The 15,489-nt window shown below is 47.2% G+C and carries 18 protein-coding genes; 5 read left to right on the forward strand and 13 right to left on the reverse strand.

All coding sequences use genetic code 11. The features are described from left to right. Window positions 1–8: 8 nt before the first annotated feature. The 3 genes from PRUTH_RS14590 to murB are packed head-to-tail and all read right to left on the reverse strand — an operon-like array spanning window position 9 to window position 2,711. Window positions 9–713, reverse strand: coding sequence for a type III pantothenate kinase (locus tag PRUTH_RS14590; protein WP_045979360.1), 705 nt, complete (start codon window positions 711–713; stop codon window positions 9–11). Then, a complete protein-coding gene (gene birA / locus PRUTH_RS14595) occupies window positions 710–1,696 on the reverse strand; it encodes a bifunctional biotin--[acetyl-CoA-carboxylase] ligase/biotin operon repressor BirA (protein ID WP_151173583.1) in 987 nt (328 codons plus the stop codon). The genes PRUTH_RS14590 and birA overlap by 4 nt, the downstream gene beginning before the upstream one ends. Next, window positions 1,683–2,711, reverse strand: coding sequence for a UDP-N-acetylmuramate dehydrogenase (gene murB, locus PRUTH_RS14600; protein WP_151173584.1), 1,029 nt, complete (start codon window positions 2,709–2,711; stop codon window positions 1,683–1,685). Before murB ends, birA begins: the two co-directional genes overlap by 14 nt. A 118-nt stretch (window positions 2,712–2,829) precedes the next feature. Between murB and PRUTH_RS14605 the strand changes: the two genes are divergently transcribed. After that, complete coding sequence (locus tag PRUTH_RS14605; RefSeq protein ID WP_138510047.1) at window positions 2,830–4,668, forward strand: M1 family metallopeptidase; 1,839 nt, start codon at window positions 2,830–2,832, stop codon at window positions 4,666–4,668. An 82-nt stretch (window positions 4,669–4,750) separates the two neighbouring features. Here PRUTH_RS14605 and PRUTH_RS14610 read toward each other — a convergent pair whose 3' ends face one another. Next, window positions 4,751–5,341, reverse strand: coding sequence for a DUF2057 family protein (locus tag PRUTH_RS14610; RefSeq protein WP_151173585.1), 591 nt, complete (start codon window positions 5,339–5,341; stop codon window positions 4,751–4,753). Window positions 5,342–5,439: 98 nt separating this feature from the next. On the opposite strand from PRUTH_RS14610, the gene PRUTH_RS14615 reads away from it, so the two are divergent. After that, complete coding sequence (locus tag PRUTH_RS14615) at window positions 5,440–5,805, forward strand: histidine triad nucleotide-binding protein (protein WP_045979365.1); 366 nt, start codon at window positions 5,440–5,442, stop codon at window positions 5,803–5,805. A 216-nt stretch (window positions 5,806–6,021) separates the two neighbouring features. Beyond that, window positions 6,022–6,678 carry a helix-turn-helix transcriptional regulator gene (locus PRUTH_RS14620; protein WP_022946419.1) on the forward strand — a complete coding sequence of 219 codons (657 nt, stop codon included), beginning with the start codon at window positions 6,022–6,024 and terminating at the stop codon, window positions 6,676–6,678. 151 nt (window positions 6,679–6,829) lie between these two features. On the opposite strand, the gene PRUTH_RS14625 is transcribed toward PRUTH_RS14620, so the two are convergent. The 6 genes from PRUTH_RS14625 to PRUTH_RS14650 form a co-directional block, all read right to left on the reverse strand. Further along, window positions 6,830–7,264: a hypothetical protein gene (locus PRUTH_RS14625; protein ID WP_053911101.1), complete on the reverse strand. Its 435-nt coding sequence runs from the start codon at window positions 7,262–7,264 to the stop codon at window positions 6,830–6,832. Between the two features lie 244 nt (window positions 7,265–7,508). Further along, window positions 7,509–7,922 (reverse strand): hypothetical protein, encoded by a 414-nt coding sequence (locus tag PRUTH_RS14630; protein ID WP_151173586.1) that lies wholly within the window; start codon window positions 7,920–7,922, stop codon window positions 7,509–7,511. A gap of 132 nt (window positions 7,923–8,054) precedes the next feature. After that, window positions 8,055–8,435 carry a hypothetical protein gene (locus PRUTH_RS14635; protein WP_151173587.1) on the reverse strand — a complete coding sequence of 127 codons (381 nt, stop codon included), beginning with the start codon at window positions 8,433–8,435 and terminating at the stop codon, window positions 8,055–8,057. Window positions 8,436–8,568: 133 nt separating this feature from the next. Continuing rightward, window positions 8,569–8,775, reverse strand: a complete 207-nt coding sequence (locus tag PRUTH_RS14640; protein WP_045979368.1) for a tautomerase family protein — start codon at window positions 8,773–8,775, stop codon at window positions 8,569–8,571. 10 nt (window positions 8,776–8,785) lie between these two features. Beyond that, on the reverse strand, window positions 8,786–9,154 hold the full coding sequence (locus tag PRUTH_RS14645; protein ID WP_151173588.1) for a nuclear transport factor 2 family protein: 369 nt from the start codon (window positions 9,152–9,154) through the stop codon (window positions 8,786–8,788). Then, the gene (locus PRUTH_RS14650) at window positions 9,151–9,780 is read right to left on the reverse strand and encodes a glutathione binding-like protein (protein WP_151173589.1); all 630 of its coding nucleotides are present in this window, start codon (window positions 9,778–9,780) and stop codon (window positions 9,151–9,153) included. Before PRUTH_RS14650 ends, PRUTH_RS14645 begins: the two co-directional genes overlap by 4 nt. 191 nt (window positions 9,781–9,971) lie before the next feature. On the opposite strand from PRUTH_RS14650, the gene PRUTH_RS14655 reads away from it, so the two are divergent. Beyond that, a complete protein-coding gene (locus PRUTH_RS14655; RefSeq protein WP_197275966.1) occupies window positions 9,972–10,271 on the forward strand; it encodes a winged helix-turn-helix transcriptional regulator in 300 nt (99 codons plus the stop codon). Window positions 10,272–10,366: 95 nt separating this feature from the next. Beyond that, window positions 10,367–12,526 carry an ATP-binding protein gene (locus tag PRUTH_RS14660; RefSeq protein WP_151173590.1) on the forward strand — a complete coding sequence of 720 codons (2,160 nt, stop codon included), beginning with the start codon at window positions 10,367–10,369 and terminating at the stop codon, window positions 12,524–12,526. Here the strand turns inward: PRUTH_RS14660 and PRUTH_RS14665 are convergent. The 3 genes from PRUTH_RS14665 to PRUTH_RS14675 form a co-directional block, all read right to left on the reverse strand. Then, window positions 12,523–13,932 (reverse strand): mannose-1-phosphate guanylyltransferase/mannose-6-phosphate isomerase, encoded by a 1,410-nt coding sequence (locus PRUTH_RS14665; protein ID WP_151173591.1) that lies wholly within the window; start codon window positions 13,930–13,932, stop codon window positions 12,523–12,525. The genes PRUTH_RS14660 and PRUTH_RS14665 overlap by 4 nt on opposite strands. 55 nt (window positions 13,933–13,987) lie before the next feature. Then, window positions 13,988–14,644, reverse strand: a complete 657-nt coding sequence (locus tag PRUTH_RS14670; protein WP_151173592.1) for a glutathione S-transferase family protein — start codon at window positions 14,642–14,644, stop codon at window positions 13,988–13,990. 71 nt (window positions 14,645–14,715) lie between these two features. Continuing rightward, window positions 14,716–15,489: an amidohydrolase gene (locus PRUTH_RS14675; protein ID WP_151173593.1), complete on the reverse strand. Its 774-nt coding sequence runs from the start codon at window positions 15,487–15,489 to the stop codon at window positions 14,716–14,718.

Raw genomic sequence — 15,489 nt, forward strand, 5'->3', positions numbered from 1 at the left:
GTGGGTTTTTAAACAGTTTGCGCACCAATTCGCCACTTAAGTAAGCCTTCAAAAACGAAATGCGGCCGATACACACTTGCCCTCAGGTGGTTATGTAACGCTAAACCATCACCGCCGGTTATATATAACTGCGCCTGGTCGCCATGACAATAATGTGAAAGAACATACTCCACTGCTCCCAAAGCACTGAGCAAGGCACCATTTTTTACTGCGCTGGGTGTCGAGCGCCCAGGACTGATATGACGACGCAAGCCATCAACACTGAACACCTTCTGTGCGCGACTAACAATACTGTGCTCGGTAAGATCGAGACCAGGCAAGATATAGCCACCTAAATGTTGGTGTTCACTGTTTACCACATCAATCGTCAGTGCTGTGCCCGCATCCACAATCACGGTCTCGCCTTGCGGGTTTTCACTGTAGCCAGCGATCACCGCCAACCAGCGGTCAATCCCCAAGGTATTGGGGTTTTCATAAGCGCACTGCAACTGCTGCCAATGGCCACTCACGCGAGCATAGTGCACTTGCTTACCTTGCGCTGCCGCCAACGCCAGTACCTGAGTGAGGGCACTGGATTCAGCAACAGCCGATACCAGCACCTCCTCCACGTGTGACCAAGGCACTTCTTGCAGCCCCACAGCACTAAGCTCACTTTGCTCTGTGGCCAACATTAGCTTTACTGCCGAATTACCAGCATCTACTAGTAGTTTCATGTCGTCGCTCGCAAACTGATTTCGCCACCAAAATAGCGCTTACTCTGGCCATCAACACGGATCACCACCGCGCCCTGTTCATCAATGCCCTCACATATTCCGCGCCAATGGTTGTTGCCAGAGCTCAACTCCACACATTGACCGGCAAACGCATGCACATCATTCCATCGCTGATACATATGCGTTAACCCCTGACGCTGATACTGATATAAGCGTTTTTGTAAGAAGCAAGTCAACGCCGCCACTAATTGGTTTTTGTCTAATTCGGTCGTAAATTCGTTAAGGTCACACCAAGGTTGGTCGATATGCTGAGCCGCGTTGTCGGGCATACTGACATTCAAGCCGATGCCAATCACCAAGTGACAGGGCCCCTCGGCGGTGCCGTCAAGCTCAACCAATACTCCGGCTAATTTTCGCCCAGCGACCAACACATCATTCGGCCACTTTAACTGTACTTCTAAACCATAAAGCGCTTTTAAGCAGTCATAAATGGCCAAGCCGACGGCAATAGACAGCCCCATTGCAGCGTGCATGCCATCGTCTAAGCGCCAGTAGTAACTGTAATACAAATTCGCCGCAAAGGGCGATTGCCACACTCTACCGCGACGCCCTTTGCCTTGGCGCTGCATTTCCGCCACTAACACAGTATCAGGCTCAAGGCTATTCGCCTGGATACGGCGCATAAGCTCACTATTGGTGGAATCAATAATCGGTTGTACTTCGAAGCGCCCCGCCTGCCCTTGTAATTGCTCATACACCTCGGTAATTGCTGGTTGAGATAGTAAGCTTAATGGTCGGCTAATACGGTAACCCTTACCATTGACCTTATAAATGTCGATGCCCATTTCTTGCAGCGAGTGAATATGTTTGGCAACCGCTGCGCGGCTAATACCCAGTTCGTCCCCCAGCACTTGACCAGACAAAAAGCGTCCTTGATTGAGACGCTCCAATATAGCCAGTTTATTGCCATCAGGCGCTTTCATTGTCAGCCTCCACATGGATTTCACCTTGCGCGCCCAGCAATCGCACTTCATGCTCCAAAGCAATACCAAATTGCGCCAAGATAGTGCGCTGAATATGCTCAATCATTGCCATAAGTTGCTCTGCGGTGCCCGTGCCACGATTCACCAAAACCAAAGCTTGCTTATCGTGTACAGCAATGTCACCAATGCAGTAACCCTTTAACCCTGCTTGTTCAATTAGCCAACCCGCCGCTACTTTTTGGAACTCGTTGTCCACATCGTAACAGGGCATATGGGGGTCGCGTTGTCGAAGACTAGCCACTTGTTGGCGCGGCAAAATTGGGTTTTTAAAAAAGCTGCCTGAATTAGCTAATTGATATGGGTCAGGGAGTTTACTTTGACGTACAGCGACCACTTGCTCAAAAATTTGTTGCGCTGTGGGTTGATGCAGCTCTTGCAGTGGCCCATAACTGGTGTTTGCCTGCCACGCTTTCGGTAACCGCAAACCCACCCGAGTAATAATAAAGCGCTCTTTTAAGGCATGCTTAAATATCGAATCGCGATAGCCAAACTCACACTCCTCAGCACGCAAAGTGTGAAAGCAACCCTTAGTAATATCGTAACCTTGCACGTAATCTACAAACTGTGCCAATTCAACACCATAGGCTCCAATATTCTGCACAGGTGCTGCGCCCACGGTCCCGGGGATCAGTGCTAAGTTTTCTAACCCTGGCATTGCCAAGGCTAAACTTTGCTGCACCAGCTGATGCCAATTTTCACCTGCTTCACAATGCAGTAGCCACGCGTCGCTATGCTCCTCTATTACCAAGCCTTTGTTGGCAATTAACACCACGCTCCCCTGATACGGGGCCGTAAAAATAGTATTGCTGCCCTCACCCAGCACGCAAAACGGCTGCGTAAAATCAATATCATGCAGCTGCTCAGGATCTTCGACGATCAACAGTTGTTGGCACTGAGCCGCAAGGGCAAAAGTATGAAGGCTTTGTAATGCAGGCAAAAGGCACTCTCTTGTCATTAATTTATTACTTAAGGCAAAGCTAGTGTAACCCAAGGAGCTCGTCTGACATAGCTGTCAGTGCTGGTTGAGATCTGGTATAACGAGTTCTTCTTATTTCGCTCGTTCTGAGGATACTATGAAATTAAAACCACTCGCTTTGGCATTGGCCATGGCAGGCTTAAGCCAGCATGCGTTAGCTGCCCAAGATGAACACACCTATGCCAACTTGGATGAAGTTGTCTCAACTCACCTTTTTTTAGACTTAGATGTTGATTTCGCCGACAAACAACTTGAAGGCTTTGTGGAACATAGCCTAGAGTGGAAAGATAAAAGTGCGCGCACCTTGGTGCTTGATACTCGCGATTTGGAAATTGATCGCGTTATTTACGAAGACAATCAAGGCAAATGGCATAAAGCTGACTTTACCTTAGCCCCGCGCAACGATGTTAAAGGCGCCAAACTGACCATTCGCTTCGCCCAGCAGGCTCCTAAAGTACGAATTTACTACAACAGCTTGCCACAAGCTTCTGGCTTGCAGTGGCTTACGCCAGAGCAAACTGCGAGCAAAACCCAGCCGTTCATGTATAGCCAATCGCAAGCTATCCATGCCCGTAGCTGGATCCCAGTTCAAGATACACCAGCGATGCGCGTAACCTATAGCGCCCGCATTGAAACACCAGAAAACGTGCGTGCGGTAATGAGTGCCGACAACACCGGGGCTTTCATTAAAGACGGCGATTACTTCTTTGATATGCCGCAGGCCATTCCTCCTTACCTGATCGCCATTGGTGCCGGTAACTTGGAATACAAGGAAATGTCGCATCAAACCGCTATTTTTGCTGAGCCTCAAATTCTTGATGCGTCAGTTGCCGAGTTTAATGACACTCAGGCGATGATTGATAAAACCGAAGGTATGTACGGTGAATACGCATGGGGCCGCTACGACTTACTCATGCTGCCGCCAAGCTTTCCGTTTGGTGGTATGGAAAACCCGCGCCTATCCTTTATCACCCCAACCGTTGTCGCCGGTGATAAGAGTTTAGTGAACCTTATCGCTCATGAGCTGGCCCACTCTTGGTCTGGTAACCTGGTAACGAACGCGACTTGGGAAGATTTATGGCTTAACGAAGGTTTCACCTCGTATGTGGAAAACCGCATCATGGAAGAGGTATTTGGCCGCGAGCGCGCAGTGATGGAGCAAGCTCTGGATAGCGCCGGGTTACGCGCTCAACTAAAAACCATTGACGCTCCCGATACGCGCCTAAACTTAAAGCTAAACGGCCGTGACCCAGACGATGCCTTTAGCTCAGTGCCATACACCAAAGGTCAATTGTTCCTTATCTACTTGGAGCAGCAATTTGGTCGTGACACCTTCGATACCTTTGTGAAGCAATACTTCAGCGATCACGCTTTCCAATCTGTGACTACCGACGAGTTTGTGGCCTACTTAGACAAGCATTTATTAAAGGCCCACCCTGGAGTGGTCAGCTTAGAAAAAGCAAAAGAGTGGATTTACCAGCCAGGGTTACCCGCCGATGCGCCTAACCCCACGTCTGACGTGTTTGATAAAGTAGATGCACACACTCAAGCTTGGCTAGCAGGCGATAAGCAGCTCAGCGACTTGCCAACGGCTGACTGGACTGTGCACGAGTGGTTGCACTTTTTGAACAATCTGCCGCGTGATTTAAACAATGATAAAATGGCAGAGCTAGACGCGCAGTTCAACCTCACGGCATCGACAAATAAAGAAGTGGCGTTTGCATGGTTTATGTTAGCGGTAGGCAATGGTTATGAAGCGATTTACCCTGCATTAGACCAACACTTGAGCAGCATTGGCCGCCGTAAACTCATTGTGCCCTTATACAAAGCACTTATCGCAAACGGTAAGCGCGACTGGGCGTATGACGTTTATCAGGGCGCACGCCCAGGCTACCACCCCTTAGCACAAGGTACGATCGACGCCTTATTCAAGTAACTGGGCTTTGCCAGTTTAACCGTTGCAAAAAGGGCGAGAAATCTCGCCCTTTTTTGTACTTGTAACAACGATGCTAGTTTTACTATTGTTGGTTTGCTTTTACTTTCTCCAAGAAAGCTTGGCGCTCTTGCGCACTGGCTTGCTGCCGCCAAAAGTCCAGCATAGCCGCAGCACTGACGTTGTTATTAACCACGACTTGGGCCGCTTCAAGGCTCTCTTTATCAGGGTTATTGGCGCTGACTACCGTCTTCGCCTGTGGTGCCTCAGCTGGCGCAACAGAAGCCATCGGCGCTGCTAATTTTTGCCCCCGCGCCTGTAAACGCACTGTCGGTGCTTCGGCATAAAGCTCGGCCGCTGCGGCATTACTGGCACGCTCAAAGATCACATCGTAATCCTCGCCCGCTTTTACCTCTAAATTTACCCAAAATGGTTCTGACTCCACCACTTGATGATCATCAAACCCACTTTCATACAAATCGCTGTATTGCAGCTTCAAGCGGTATTGCCCTGGAGCTAGCTCCAATTCATCGACCGTTGAGAAAAATGACTGCTCTATCTCTTTATCATCCACCTGTAACGGAATGATTTCCTCAGGGAAGTACACCATCTCGGCCTGCACCTGAGGAGCCAAAGCCAGTGTTATTAGGCTGGTCATTATCGTTTTCTTCCACATAGTCATTTCCTTGTTAGCAAATGGATTAAGCTTCAGTTTGACACTTCTGCTTTTCTTTGTCATTACTGGCTCATCCATGAAAAGATAAGGACCACATCGTGAGTGAAGAAACCATTTTCAGTAAGATTATTAACCGCGAAATTCCAGCAGATATCGTGTATGAAGACGAACATGCTTTAGCATTTAAAGATATTAATCCCCAAGCGCCGTTCCATGTGCTTATTATCCCAAAAACCCCGATAGCCACCATTAACGATATTACCGACGAACATGCCGCCACAGTCGGGCATTTGTATGTTGTTGCTGCAAAACTAGCTAAAGAACAAGGCTTTGCAGATGAAGGTTATCGCGTAGTAATGAATTGCAATGACCATGGCGGACAAACTGTTTACCACATTCATTTGCACATGCTGGCCGGCAAAGAAATGGGTTGGCCTCCTTATCAGGATAAGAAAAAAGTATAACTTTCGCTTATCTTTTATAAGGTTAACAAATATGGGCAGAGGTAAAGAAGGTGTTATCATTGGCTCCGCTGCCCTGTACCTCGCATTCTGCCTGTATATACCCAGAAGTTGAAGATTATTAATCTTTTTTCACTAATAATTCTGAGCCACCTAATACAAAAGAAGTGAGCTCCATGATACGATAGTGGCAATAATGTAAAAGAGCCGCTAACCACAATGAGTAAGACTGTCTTTCTATTACTTGAACAAGACCCCATCAACCAAATAGGCGTCAATGTCCTTGAGCCACTTCTGCGTACACAGGGACTCGAAGTCCATAAAGGCACCGACGTTGCTCAGGTTAAGCCTGGCACCACTTACTTATTTATCGAAACATCATCAGACGATGCGTGGAGTCGTTTAAAAGAGCACTTAGTCAATTTAAAAGTGGAATGTGACATTGTGCTGTTCAATCTAGATGAGAATCCAGAGCTCGCTAATCGGGCGCTACTAAGTGGTATTCGTGGCGTGTTTTACACCACAGATAATGCCGATGTGATGATGAAAGGCATTCGCTTACTTCAAGAGAATCAGTTGTGGTATCGCCGTGATGTTATGTGTAACGTGCTGAACCGCATGCTGCAATTTAATAAAGATTCGCTGCACAAACTCACTGAAGGTGATATTGAGCCGGTGAAGCTGACCAAGCGCGAGAAAGCCATCGTCGCGTTAATGAGTAAAGGCGCTAAGAACAAAGAAATTGCCGAAGACTTAAACATCAGCCCGCATACGGTTAAAACTCACTTATACAGTGCGTTTCGTAAGACCAAGTGTCGTAACCGTGTGGAGCTATTATCTTGGGCTCAAACTAACATGCCCAATGAATTACGCTAATCGCTAATATCAAAAAAGCCGGCTATTGCCGGCTTTTTTGTCGGTAAAATTTATTTACCCAATGGCGGCTTTAGCGGAGATAGACACGCATGGAGAGCTTTTGTGAGAACCTGTAAGGTGTTGTCTCAGCGCTGGGCACTAATGGGTGATATTAGAATCTACTGAACTCTTCCATAAATACTTGTTTAGAGCCATGAAAAGGAACTTGCTCAACTCTATGTTGGGTGGCCTCACCATTTCCTTTAAAGTCTATAAAAACGTACTGTATCTTATTCATTTTAATGACTTGTGGTTTGTCACCAACATAAACAACTTGCTCTTTACCTTCACCCTCCACAAAAGACATTGAATGCATGAACATGACTTGCATAGTCGAACGCTTGTATCTGAAGTCGTAATTAGCACTGACATTAATTAACTTAACCTCAACACCTCTAATTTCAGGCATAGCGTTGTGGATATATTCCTTAGCTTTTAATCGAATAGATTCTTGATCGATCGTTGCTAAATTACCCCACTGAATAGTGTCACTCGCAGTGGCAAATACACTCCAAAACAAAACTATAAAGGCAACTAAACTTTTCACTACAACTCCCTGCGGCCCTAACGCCTTACTTATGATTCAAAGACTCGGCTAATTGCTTACTATGCCAATGAATGATGAAAACAAACCCTGATACCGGAGCGACCATAAGTGAAGCTACGAACATCGCAGCCACAATCAACAATATTCGAGGGGGCGCTGAATCTCCCCGTAAGAAAGCTAACGCTCAAAGAGTGGGCTCATATCAGTTGGTTAAAATAAGCGACGCAGGAGCAAAAGCCAACCGCTATTTGCTCTGATTAATTTTTTTGTTAGGTGCGATTATCGCGTTTTGTGCCTTTTTAAAAAATATTAAAACAACTATAAAGGCACCAGTGAATATATAAGTGTATATTGGAGATAAGCTATAAAAGTAAGCCCCAAAGCCAATTAAATAGCTTAACAAGGCAACAAATAGAACAAAGTGGTGAATTGATATCGCTTTGTCATTGCTTGCATTACTAAAAACTATCATTTCTTTAAGTATAGATAGAGAACCAACAGAAAATGTTAGTGAAACTATAAATGCAATTAGAGAAACTATTTTAGCGTATACGTTTACCTCGTTGAGGCTTGGTATAAAAATCAATAAAGCAAGTGATGTTGCTGCAACCCCAGTACTTAACCAAGTAAAAAATTCTATACGTGGACTCGAAATCAATTGACCACCTAACGCCGTGGTATGCGGCAGACGCCGCGAAGCGGTGGCTGTCCGGCGAAGGGCTGTAAGCCCGTAGCGAACATCACCACCTTGTTATGTTGGGTGAGGATGAGAGCCAGCAATATGGAATTGCTAAGCTAGGAAAACATATATCCAATCACCAAACCCCCACACTAGCGTATTGACCAGCACGAACAATACACCTTGCCATGTGATAGAATTAGATAAATTCTGATACCACATATAGTGTTTATCATTTTTGGATGGTGTGATAGCTAGTTTTTTTGCTTTAGAGTTTAGATACTTAATAACTACAAAATCAATGGCTAGAATAAAAACAGATGAAAGTGCGCCAACCCTCATGAAAACTGTTCCAGCACCAGAATCCTTCCTCCATGTAAGATCCATATTCCAGAAAACGGAATACAAGACAACATGAACTACTAAAGTGATCCAAAAATAGCACAATGATGTTTTGAATGCTTTTGGCTCTATGTATTCACCTTGATTCATTTATCTCTCGTTAATCCACAGTCTATGACACAACATAACAACATATTAGTAAGACCTTACAAGGTAGCATACCTTGCAAGGTTAAGATGCACCATTACTAGCGCAAGGCTACGTATTAATGTGCCGGGCCGGGCTATTCAAGCGCTGTACGTCGGTACTGCTCGACCGGCAGGCCACCAATACCCCAGCTGTCGAGCTCGACTTCGTCAATCACCACCATAGTGGTCGCTGGGGACTTATTTAATACCTCAACCAGTAACTCGGTAACCCCTTTTATTAAGGCTGATTTTTGCGCTTGGGTGACTCCCTCTTGCGTTACTTTAATATTCACATAGGGCATATCCTTCTCCTTACTTATCAATAATATGAAATACTTTTGCAATAATGCGCCACTGCCCAGCACTGCGTACCAGTGACAATAAATCAACATAGTCCTGAGCACCGATAGAGCAACGCACCCTAGCCTGTGCAGTGTTATCGCCAAGCAGCTCTATTGCATCTATGCTGTCTTGACGCTGCTCACCGCGAGAAGCGGGCGATGTACGCTGAGCGAGCACCTCACGATAGGTAGGCATATCGCGATACAGCAAAGGTTGCTTATCTGCGCTCACATAAATAGCTTGGGGATGAAAAACGCTATCGAACTTCTGCAAGTCGCAGTGGTACAAGGTATCGAAGTAGCGTTGCAACAACGCAGTAATTTCTGGCAACTGCTTCATGAGGTGGCCTGCTCAGACACCAACCCTTCGTTGTGCATCGCTTTGCGCACACTGGGGCGAGCATTAACTCGCTGCCAGAAGGCATTAATGGCAGGCCATGGCGTCAGTGAAAAGCCAATAAACTGTGACCAGTTAATAATGACAAAGGCATAGGCATCAGCCACGGTAAAGGTATCGCCTTGCAAATATAAGCTGCCAGTACTTAACTGAGCTTCAATCGGTGCGAGACGTTTGCCAATTTTCGCCTGTGCCGCCTGGCGCTGTGTGGCTGTTAATTCAGCTCCTGAGAAAAAGGGGCTAAAGCTCTTATGCAGCTCAGAGCTTAGGTAAGCAAGCTGCTCACGAAGCTGATAACGCTGCCATGTGCCAATGCTGGGAGCAAGCGCTAGCTGTGGTTTTAGATCGGCTAAATACTCAAGAATGGCAGGATTTTCGGTCAGTATTCTTTGGTTATCAACGGCCAGCGCAGGCACATAGCCCTTGCTATTAATTTCGCTGTAGTTACCCCCTATCTCGGTTTGACCTTTATCGGTATCAACACGCTCAAGTTTAAAGTCGACCTCGAGCTCATTGAGGATAATATGCGAGGCCATAGAGCAGGCGCCAGGTTTGTAATAAAGCTTCATTTCACGGTATTCCTGTTGTTGTCCTTGTGGAGCTTTAGATAATATCTAATGGAAATTAGATTACTAGAAGTAACCATGCATTTGGTGCTAGAATTGGGTTACCGCACAGAAACTTAGTCACTCTTATGTCATTGAAAGTTAGGCTGAATAAAAGCCCTAAACCACCCCAACCCTGTATGCTTACAGAATGTATGGCGGTCATTTCCGGTGCCTGGGCGCCCAATGTGATTTGGTGTTTACGCGCTGGGCCGCGCCGCTTTAATGAGCTGCGAATTGATATCCCGCCGATTTCGGCAAAGGTACTTTCAACTCGCCTAACTGAGCTATTAGAGCGCGGCGTTATTGTTCGCCATGTACGTGATACCTCTCCGCCCTCGGTGGAGTATGAGCTTACCGAGCTTGGCCAAGAACTTATTCCAGCATTAGACGAAATCGTGAAGGTCGGTCACAAACTTAAAACCATGGGCTATCTACAAAAGCAGTACGACTAGCACCATAACCACGGATGAGTTATGACTTTTCGCATGGCCATCGAGTGAATTTTGCGTATAGTAGTGGCTATCTAACGTAAACTTTTAACTTGTTGATGCTCGACGCAAAAGCCCTTTTTTACACCAGTGCCGCTGCCGTATTTGTTATGGCGCTGTTGAACTTTATTACCTGGCGGGCCAACCGTAATTTTGTCGGTATTGGCTTGTACGTGTTTTATCCCGTGTGCTTGTTATTAGCGATTTTACTGTTCGCGTTGAAGAGCACCGTTGATGTGGGCTCACAGGAGTTAGTGGTACTGGCTAACATTAGCTTTATGCTCGGCTCCATTATTCATGTGTTAGCCATCAGCCGTTTTTTAGATTACAAAGGTTTTGTTACCACCTTATTTATTTTCGTTAGTGCTTTTTTACTCCTTGGCTTTACCTACTTTATGTTCTTTGACAGTAACTTACGTACTAGAGTGTTATTGTCTGACTTACAACATATTGCTGAAGCACTGTGTCTAACCTACATTGTTATTCGCTACGGACGACATAAATACCCCAGTGCCAGTTTGGTGTATTTAATTGCCTTAGTGATGTGCTTAGGCATATTCAGCGCCCGCACAATTTGGATTGGCGATATCGACCGTTTCAGCCTGATCCGTAATGATTGGTTTAGTATGACGCTGCTAATTAATGGCGTGCTAGCGCCGATGCTCTACGCTGCTGGTTTGGCGTTATTCTGTAACGAGCGTCGCGAGCTTAACCTTAATCAACTCACAGCCAAGGCGCAGAAAGATTTAGAAATTCGCGGCCTGTTTTTATCTACCGTCAGTCATGAGATTCGCACCCCACTCAATGGCATATTAGGCAGTGCGCAATTGATCATGAACCAATCCAATAACCCCAAAAACAAACCCTATTGTGAAGCCATTATCAACTCAGCCGAGTCGCTAAACTTACTCATTGATAAAGTCCTTGAGTATGCGAGCTTAGACCAAAGTGATGAAGCCCTCTTTGAAGAAGACGTAGAGTTACGCACTTGGATTAATAACCTGTGTTTGTTGCTAAGCCCGCTGGCAGAGCAAAAAGGGGTCAAGTTTGAGTTGAACTTTAACTTGCCGCGACAAGCCTGTTATTACTGCGACCACCAAAAGATACGACAGGTACTGATTAACCTAGTAGGTAATGCCATCAAATTTACCGACCGAGGTGAAGTGATTCTACAGGTAGATTTATTGCGTGAAGGCCAAGAAGAGCACACCCTACGCTTTAGTGTTATTGATTCAGGCCCCGGCATAGAACAAGAAGAAATTCAGTATTTAACCGAACCCTATGTACAAAGTAGCGCCGGTAAACTCAAGGGCGGCTCTGGCCTGGGCTTAGCAATCACCAGCCGGCTGCTGGAACACTTAGGCAGCCAGCTTATTATTGATAGTGAAGTTGGCAAAGGCAGTACCTTTAGCTTTGATATGCGCTTAACTGTGGGCGAGCTTAGCCTCGTTGAGAAACGTCCGCAAACGACCCATTACCTCACCGGCCTTGATGTGTTGTTAGTAGAAGATCTCGACCTTAACCAAAAGATTGCCATAGAGTTTATGGCCGAGGACGAGCATCGAGTGAAGCTCGCTACCGATGGCCATAGCGCCATTGAACTGATGCAGCAGTATCATTTTGATGTGGTGTTATTGGACATGAATTTACCCGACTTAAGCGGCCAAGAGGTGATCCGACGCTTGAAGAATATCGACCATCGCAATCATCGCACGCCGTTTTTAGCCTTTACTGCCAGCCTCAGCCCCGATGAAGTGAAAGAATACCTGGCCTTGGGGATCAAAGACATTGTCGGCAAACCTATAAAACAAGAAAAGCTGCGCCAAGCGTTAAGTGACTCGCAGTCCAGTCAAGCACCTAATTTGAGCGTTGAGCTTAAAGATGTGCTCTACGATGAAACCGCCGCAGAGCAAATGGCCAATACCTTTGAAGAGCAAGAGCTGACCTCTATTTATAATGAGTTCGTGCTTTCAGCCCGTAATAAACTGCTGCGTTGCCAGCAGCTTATGGCCAATGATAAAGAGCAGTGCATCAAAGTGTTACATCGCCAAGCCAGCACAGCTTTGCAACTCGGGTTTAATCGCTACGGCATGGCTTTAAAGAAAATTGAACGGCGATTGCTTGAGGATAAGCCGCTAGATACTCACCTAAGCGATTGCCTTGAGTTATGGCAACAAAGCTTAGAGCTGTACCTTAAATCAATGCGCGCTCAAGTCTAACGGCCATAATCATCATCAAAACGGACGATATCATCTTCTTCAAGATACGCACCGCTTTGCACCTCAATCACCCGCGCGACAGTGTTTGAGGTGTTGCTCAGGCGGTGTTTTTGTCCCGCAGCGATAAAGGTTGATTGTCCGGCGCTGAGCTGGCTTTGCTGGCCATCAATCTCCACCAGCACAGTGCCGCTAACAACCACCCAATGTTCAGCGCGATGTTGATGTAGCTGCAAAGACAGTCGCGTCTTGGCATGAAGCATAATGTGCTTTACTTTAAAACCTGGCCCCTCATTGAGCACCTCGTAGCTGCCCCAAGGTCGAAATACTTGGCGGTGACGCAAACGTCGCTGTGGGTATTGCTCACTGACTTGGCTAAGCAGAGCTGGCATAGTATGCAGCTGCGATTTGGCTGCCACCAAGGTGGTATCACCGCTTTGCACTACTGCTAAATCATGGACTCCTAAGGTCGCCACCACCTGATGCTCGTCGGTCACCACTAAGTTGTTATGGCTATCTTGCAGCACCGCTTCGCCAACCACCGCATTGCCATGATGATCTTGCTCTGTGTGTTGCCATACTTGCGCAAAGCTGCCTAGGTCGGCCCATTGCAGTGGCAGCGGGCAAGTCAGCACCTGTTCGCTATGCTCCAGCAGAGCATAATCAATAGAGTCTCTGGGCACGCGTTGCCAGGCATCGGCATCGACACGAACAAAATCAAGATCGCGGTGAAAGTGCGCCGCTTTGCGCAGCGCAGCCAGCATCTGCGGTTGGTGTTGCTCTAGCTCTCGCACAAAACAGCCACTGGTAAACATAAACATGCCGGAATTCCAGTAGTAGTTCCCGTGTTCGATATACTGCTGCGCTAGCGCGTATGAGGGCTTTTCCTTAAAGTGCTGTACATGAAATAGATTGGTCGCCTGTGCTGCGGCTTTACCTTTTAAAATGTAGCCATATTCTGTGGCGGCGCGCGTGGGTTCAATGGCGAACGTAAGTAGCGCCTGCTCACTGTGCTGCGCTAACGCCGGTAAACGCTCAATTAAACACGCAGGATTGGCAATCGCATGATCCGCTGGGGTCACAAATAAGCTGGCATCGGGATAATGTTGCTGTGCCCACAGCGCGGCAATAGCCACCGCTGCGGCAGTATTTCTGCTCTGTGGCTCGAGAATAATGGCGCAGGGATCAATGCCTACCTCCAGTAGTTGCTGCGCGACCATAAATCGATGTTCGGCGTTACACACCACCAGCGGTGGCAGTAAGCAGTGATGCTGTACTCGCAGTGCTGCTTGCTGTAACAGTGAATGCTCACCATCGAGGCATAAGAATTGTTTTGGACGGTCTTGGCGCGATAACGGCCATAAACGCGTACCGCTACCGCCCGCTAAAAGCACAGGTAAAATCAACATACCAGCTCAGAACTAATAATCGAATAACGATTATACCAGTTCTTCATGGCGTTGATTAAGCCTTGGGTTGATCTGCAGAAGGCTCTCCATACTGAGCTAGTTGCTCTTGCAGTGCCGCCTCAAATGCAGGCCGAGCACAAGCTCGCTGAAGGTACGCATTACAGGCTTTAAACTCAGCCAAGGCGTCAAAGCGCGCCACTAACCGCAGTACATCGGCCATTAAAATATCGGCGATAGAAAAGTCGGCGGCCAACCACTGCCGCTGCGTCAACACTTGCTCCATGTGCGTCAGTCGAGCGCGTAAAAAGGCATCTAACTGCTTTCGGGCTGGGGTGTCATTGCTATCACCACAGAACTGGTAAATAGACCAGGGTAAACTAGCGGCTTCAACCGAGTTTAACGCCGCAAAAACCCATTCAATCACCTTGCTCCGTTCGCTGGCGGCACTGGGCATCAGTGCGGTACTTTTCTCGCCGAGATGTAACAAGATAGCGCCGCTTTCAAACACCGACAGCTCGCCATCTTCGAGCCAGGGAATTTGCCCAAACGGTTGCCGGGCAAAATGCTCAGCGCTTCTATTTTTAAATGCCACAGTGGCAACGCGGTAATCAAGACCGGCTTCTTTTAACGCCCAACGTACGCGCAAATCACGCACATAGCCACGCGGTAGTTCTGGCACCCAGTCGTAGGTGAAAAGAGTAATCTGAGTCACCGCACACCTCCTTGTTATTGCTAATCCTCTTAGCCTAGCAGCTTAAAAGTGATTATACCGTGGCCAGGGGTTTACAAGTTGAGCTCAAAGTCATCCGCATCCTGCCATGCGGGAAAGGATTCCTTATAGTCCTCTAACTGCGCTAAATCCAAGGTAACCGTAATCGTCTGGGCCTTATTATCCTCGCCATAAGCGAGCTGCTTGCCATCGAAGCGATAAGCTGCGGTGCCGCCATTGTGCTCAACACCTTGACCATCTTCACCAACCCGGTTGACCGCTAACACGTAACACTGGTTTTCTATGGCCCGGGCTTTTAATAACGTATCCCAGGCATCGCGCCGAGCAGCTGACCAATTAGCAATATTAACCATCACATCATAATCATTACGGTTACGTTGGAATACGCCAAAACGCAGGTCATAACATACTTGAGGAAGGACTCTGACCCCTTTTACAGTGAACACCTTGCGCGCTGTGCCGGCGTCCATGTGCTCACCCTCTTTGCCTAAGCAAAATAGATGGCGTTTGTCGTAATAATCCAGCTCGCCACTGGGCTGCACCCAATATAGGCGGTTAAACTTGCCTGTCTCGTCGGCACTAATAACACTGGCGCACAAAACCGCTTGGCGGCGCTGGGCCTGGTCTTTAAGCCAAGCAATAATGCGCTCGCTATGACGCTCAACATTTGGTTCGGCGACAGCGAATCCAGTGGCAAAGGTCTCACTCAGCAAGATTAAATCAACCTCTGGTAGCGATTGTAGCTGCGTCGCTAAATGTGCGAGGTTTGCCTCTACGTCCAACCAGTGAATGTCATGCTGTAGCAAAGCGACGGTTAGTTTCGACAT

Origin of the sequence: Pseudoalteromonas ruthenica (genome assembly GCF_008808095.1) — a bacterium.
In the GTDB taxonomy this organism is placed as follows: domain Bacteria; phylum Pseudomonadota; class Gammaproteobacteria; order Enterobacterales; family Alteromonadaceae; genus Pseudoalteromonas; species Pseudoalteromonas ruthenica.

Excerpts from the sequence above, each read along its gene's own strand:
- PRUTH_RS14640 (WP_045979368.1), bottom strand. The coding sequence starts at position 8,775 with ATGCCCTATGTGAATATTAAAGTAACGCAAGAGGGAGTCACCCAAGCG.
- PRUTH_RS14620 (WP_022946419.1), top strand. The coding sequence starts at position 6,022 with ATGAGTAAGACTGTCTTTCTATTACTTGAACAAGACCCCATCAACCAA.
- PRUTH_RS14635 (WP_151173587.1), bottom strand. The coding sequence starts at position 8,435 with ATGAATCAAGGTGAATACATAGAGCCAAAAGCATTCAAAACATCATTG.
- PRUTH_RS14610 (WP_151173585.1), bottom strand. The coding sequence starts at position 5,341 with ATGTGGAAGAAAACGATAATGACCAGCCTAATAACACTGGCTTTGGCT.
- PRUTH_RS14645 (WP_151173588.1), bottom strand. The coding sequence starts at position 9,154 with ATGAAGCAGTTGCCAGAAATTACTGCGTTGTTGCAACGCTACTTCGAT.
- PRUTH_RS14650 (WP_151173589.1), bottom strand. The coding sequence starts at position 9,780 with ATGAAGCTTTATTACAAACCTGGCGCCTGCTCTATGGCCTCGCATATT.
- PRUTH_RS14655 (WP_197275966.1), top strand. The coding sequence starts at position 9,972 with ATGGCGGTCATTTCCGGTGCCTGGGCGCCCAATGTGATTTGGTGTTTA.
- PRUTH_RS14665 (WP_151173591.1), bottom strand. The coding sequence starts at position 13,932 with ATGTTGATTTTACCTGTGCTTTTAGCGGGCGGTAGCGGTACGCGTTTA.
- PRUTH_RS14675 (WP_151173593.1), bottom strand. The coding sequence starts at position 15,489 with ATGTCGAAACTAACCGTCGCTTTGCTACAGCATGACATTCACTGGTTG.
- PRUTH_RS14590 (WP_045979360.1), bottom strand. The coding sequence starts at position 713 with ATGAAACTACTAGTAGATGCTGGTAATTCGGCAGTAAAGCTAATGTTG.
- birA (WP_151173583.1), bottom strand. The coding sequence starts at position 1,696 with ATGAAAGCGCCTGATGGCAATAAACTGGCTATATTGGAGCGTCTCAAT.
- PRUTH_RS14605 (WP_138510047.1), top strand. The coding sequence starts at position 2,830 with ATGAAATTAAAACCACTCGCTTTGGCATTGGCCATGGCAGGCTTAAGC.
- murB (WP_151173584.1), bottom strand. The coding sequence starts at position 2,711 with ATGACAAGAGAGTGCCTTTTGCCTGCATTACAAAGCCTTCATACTTTT.
- PRUTH_RS14660 (WP_151173590.1), top strand. The coding sequence starts at position 10,367 with ATGCTCGACGCAAAAGCCCTTTTTTACACCAGTGCCGCTGCCGTATTT.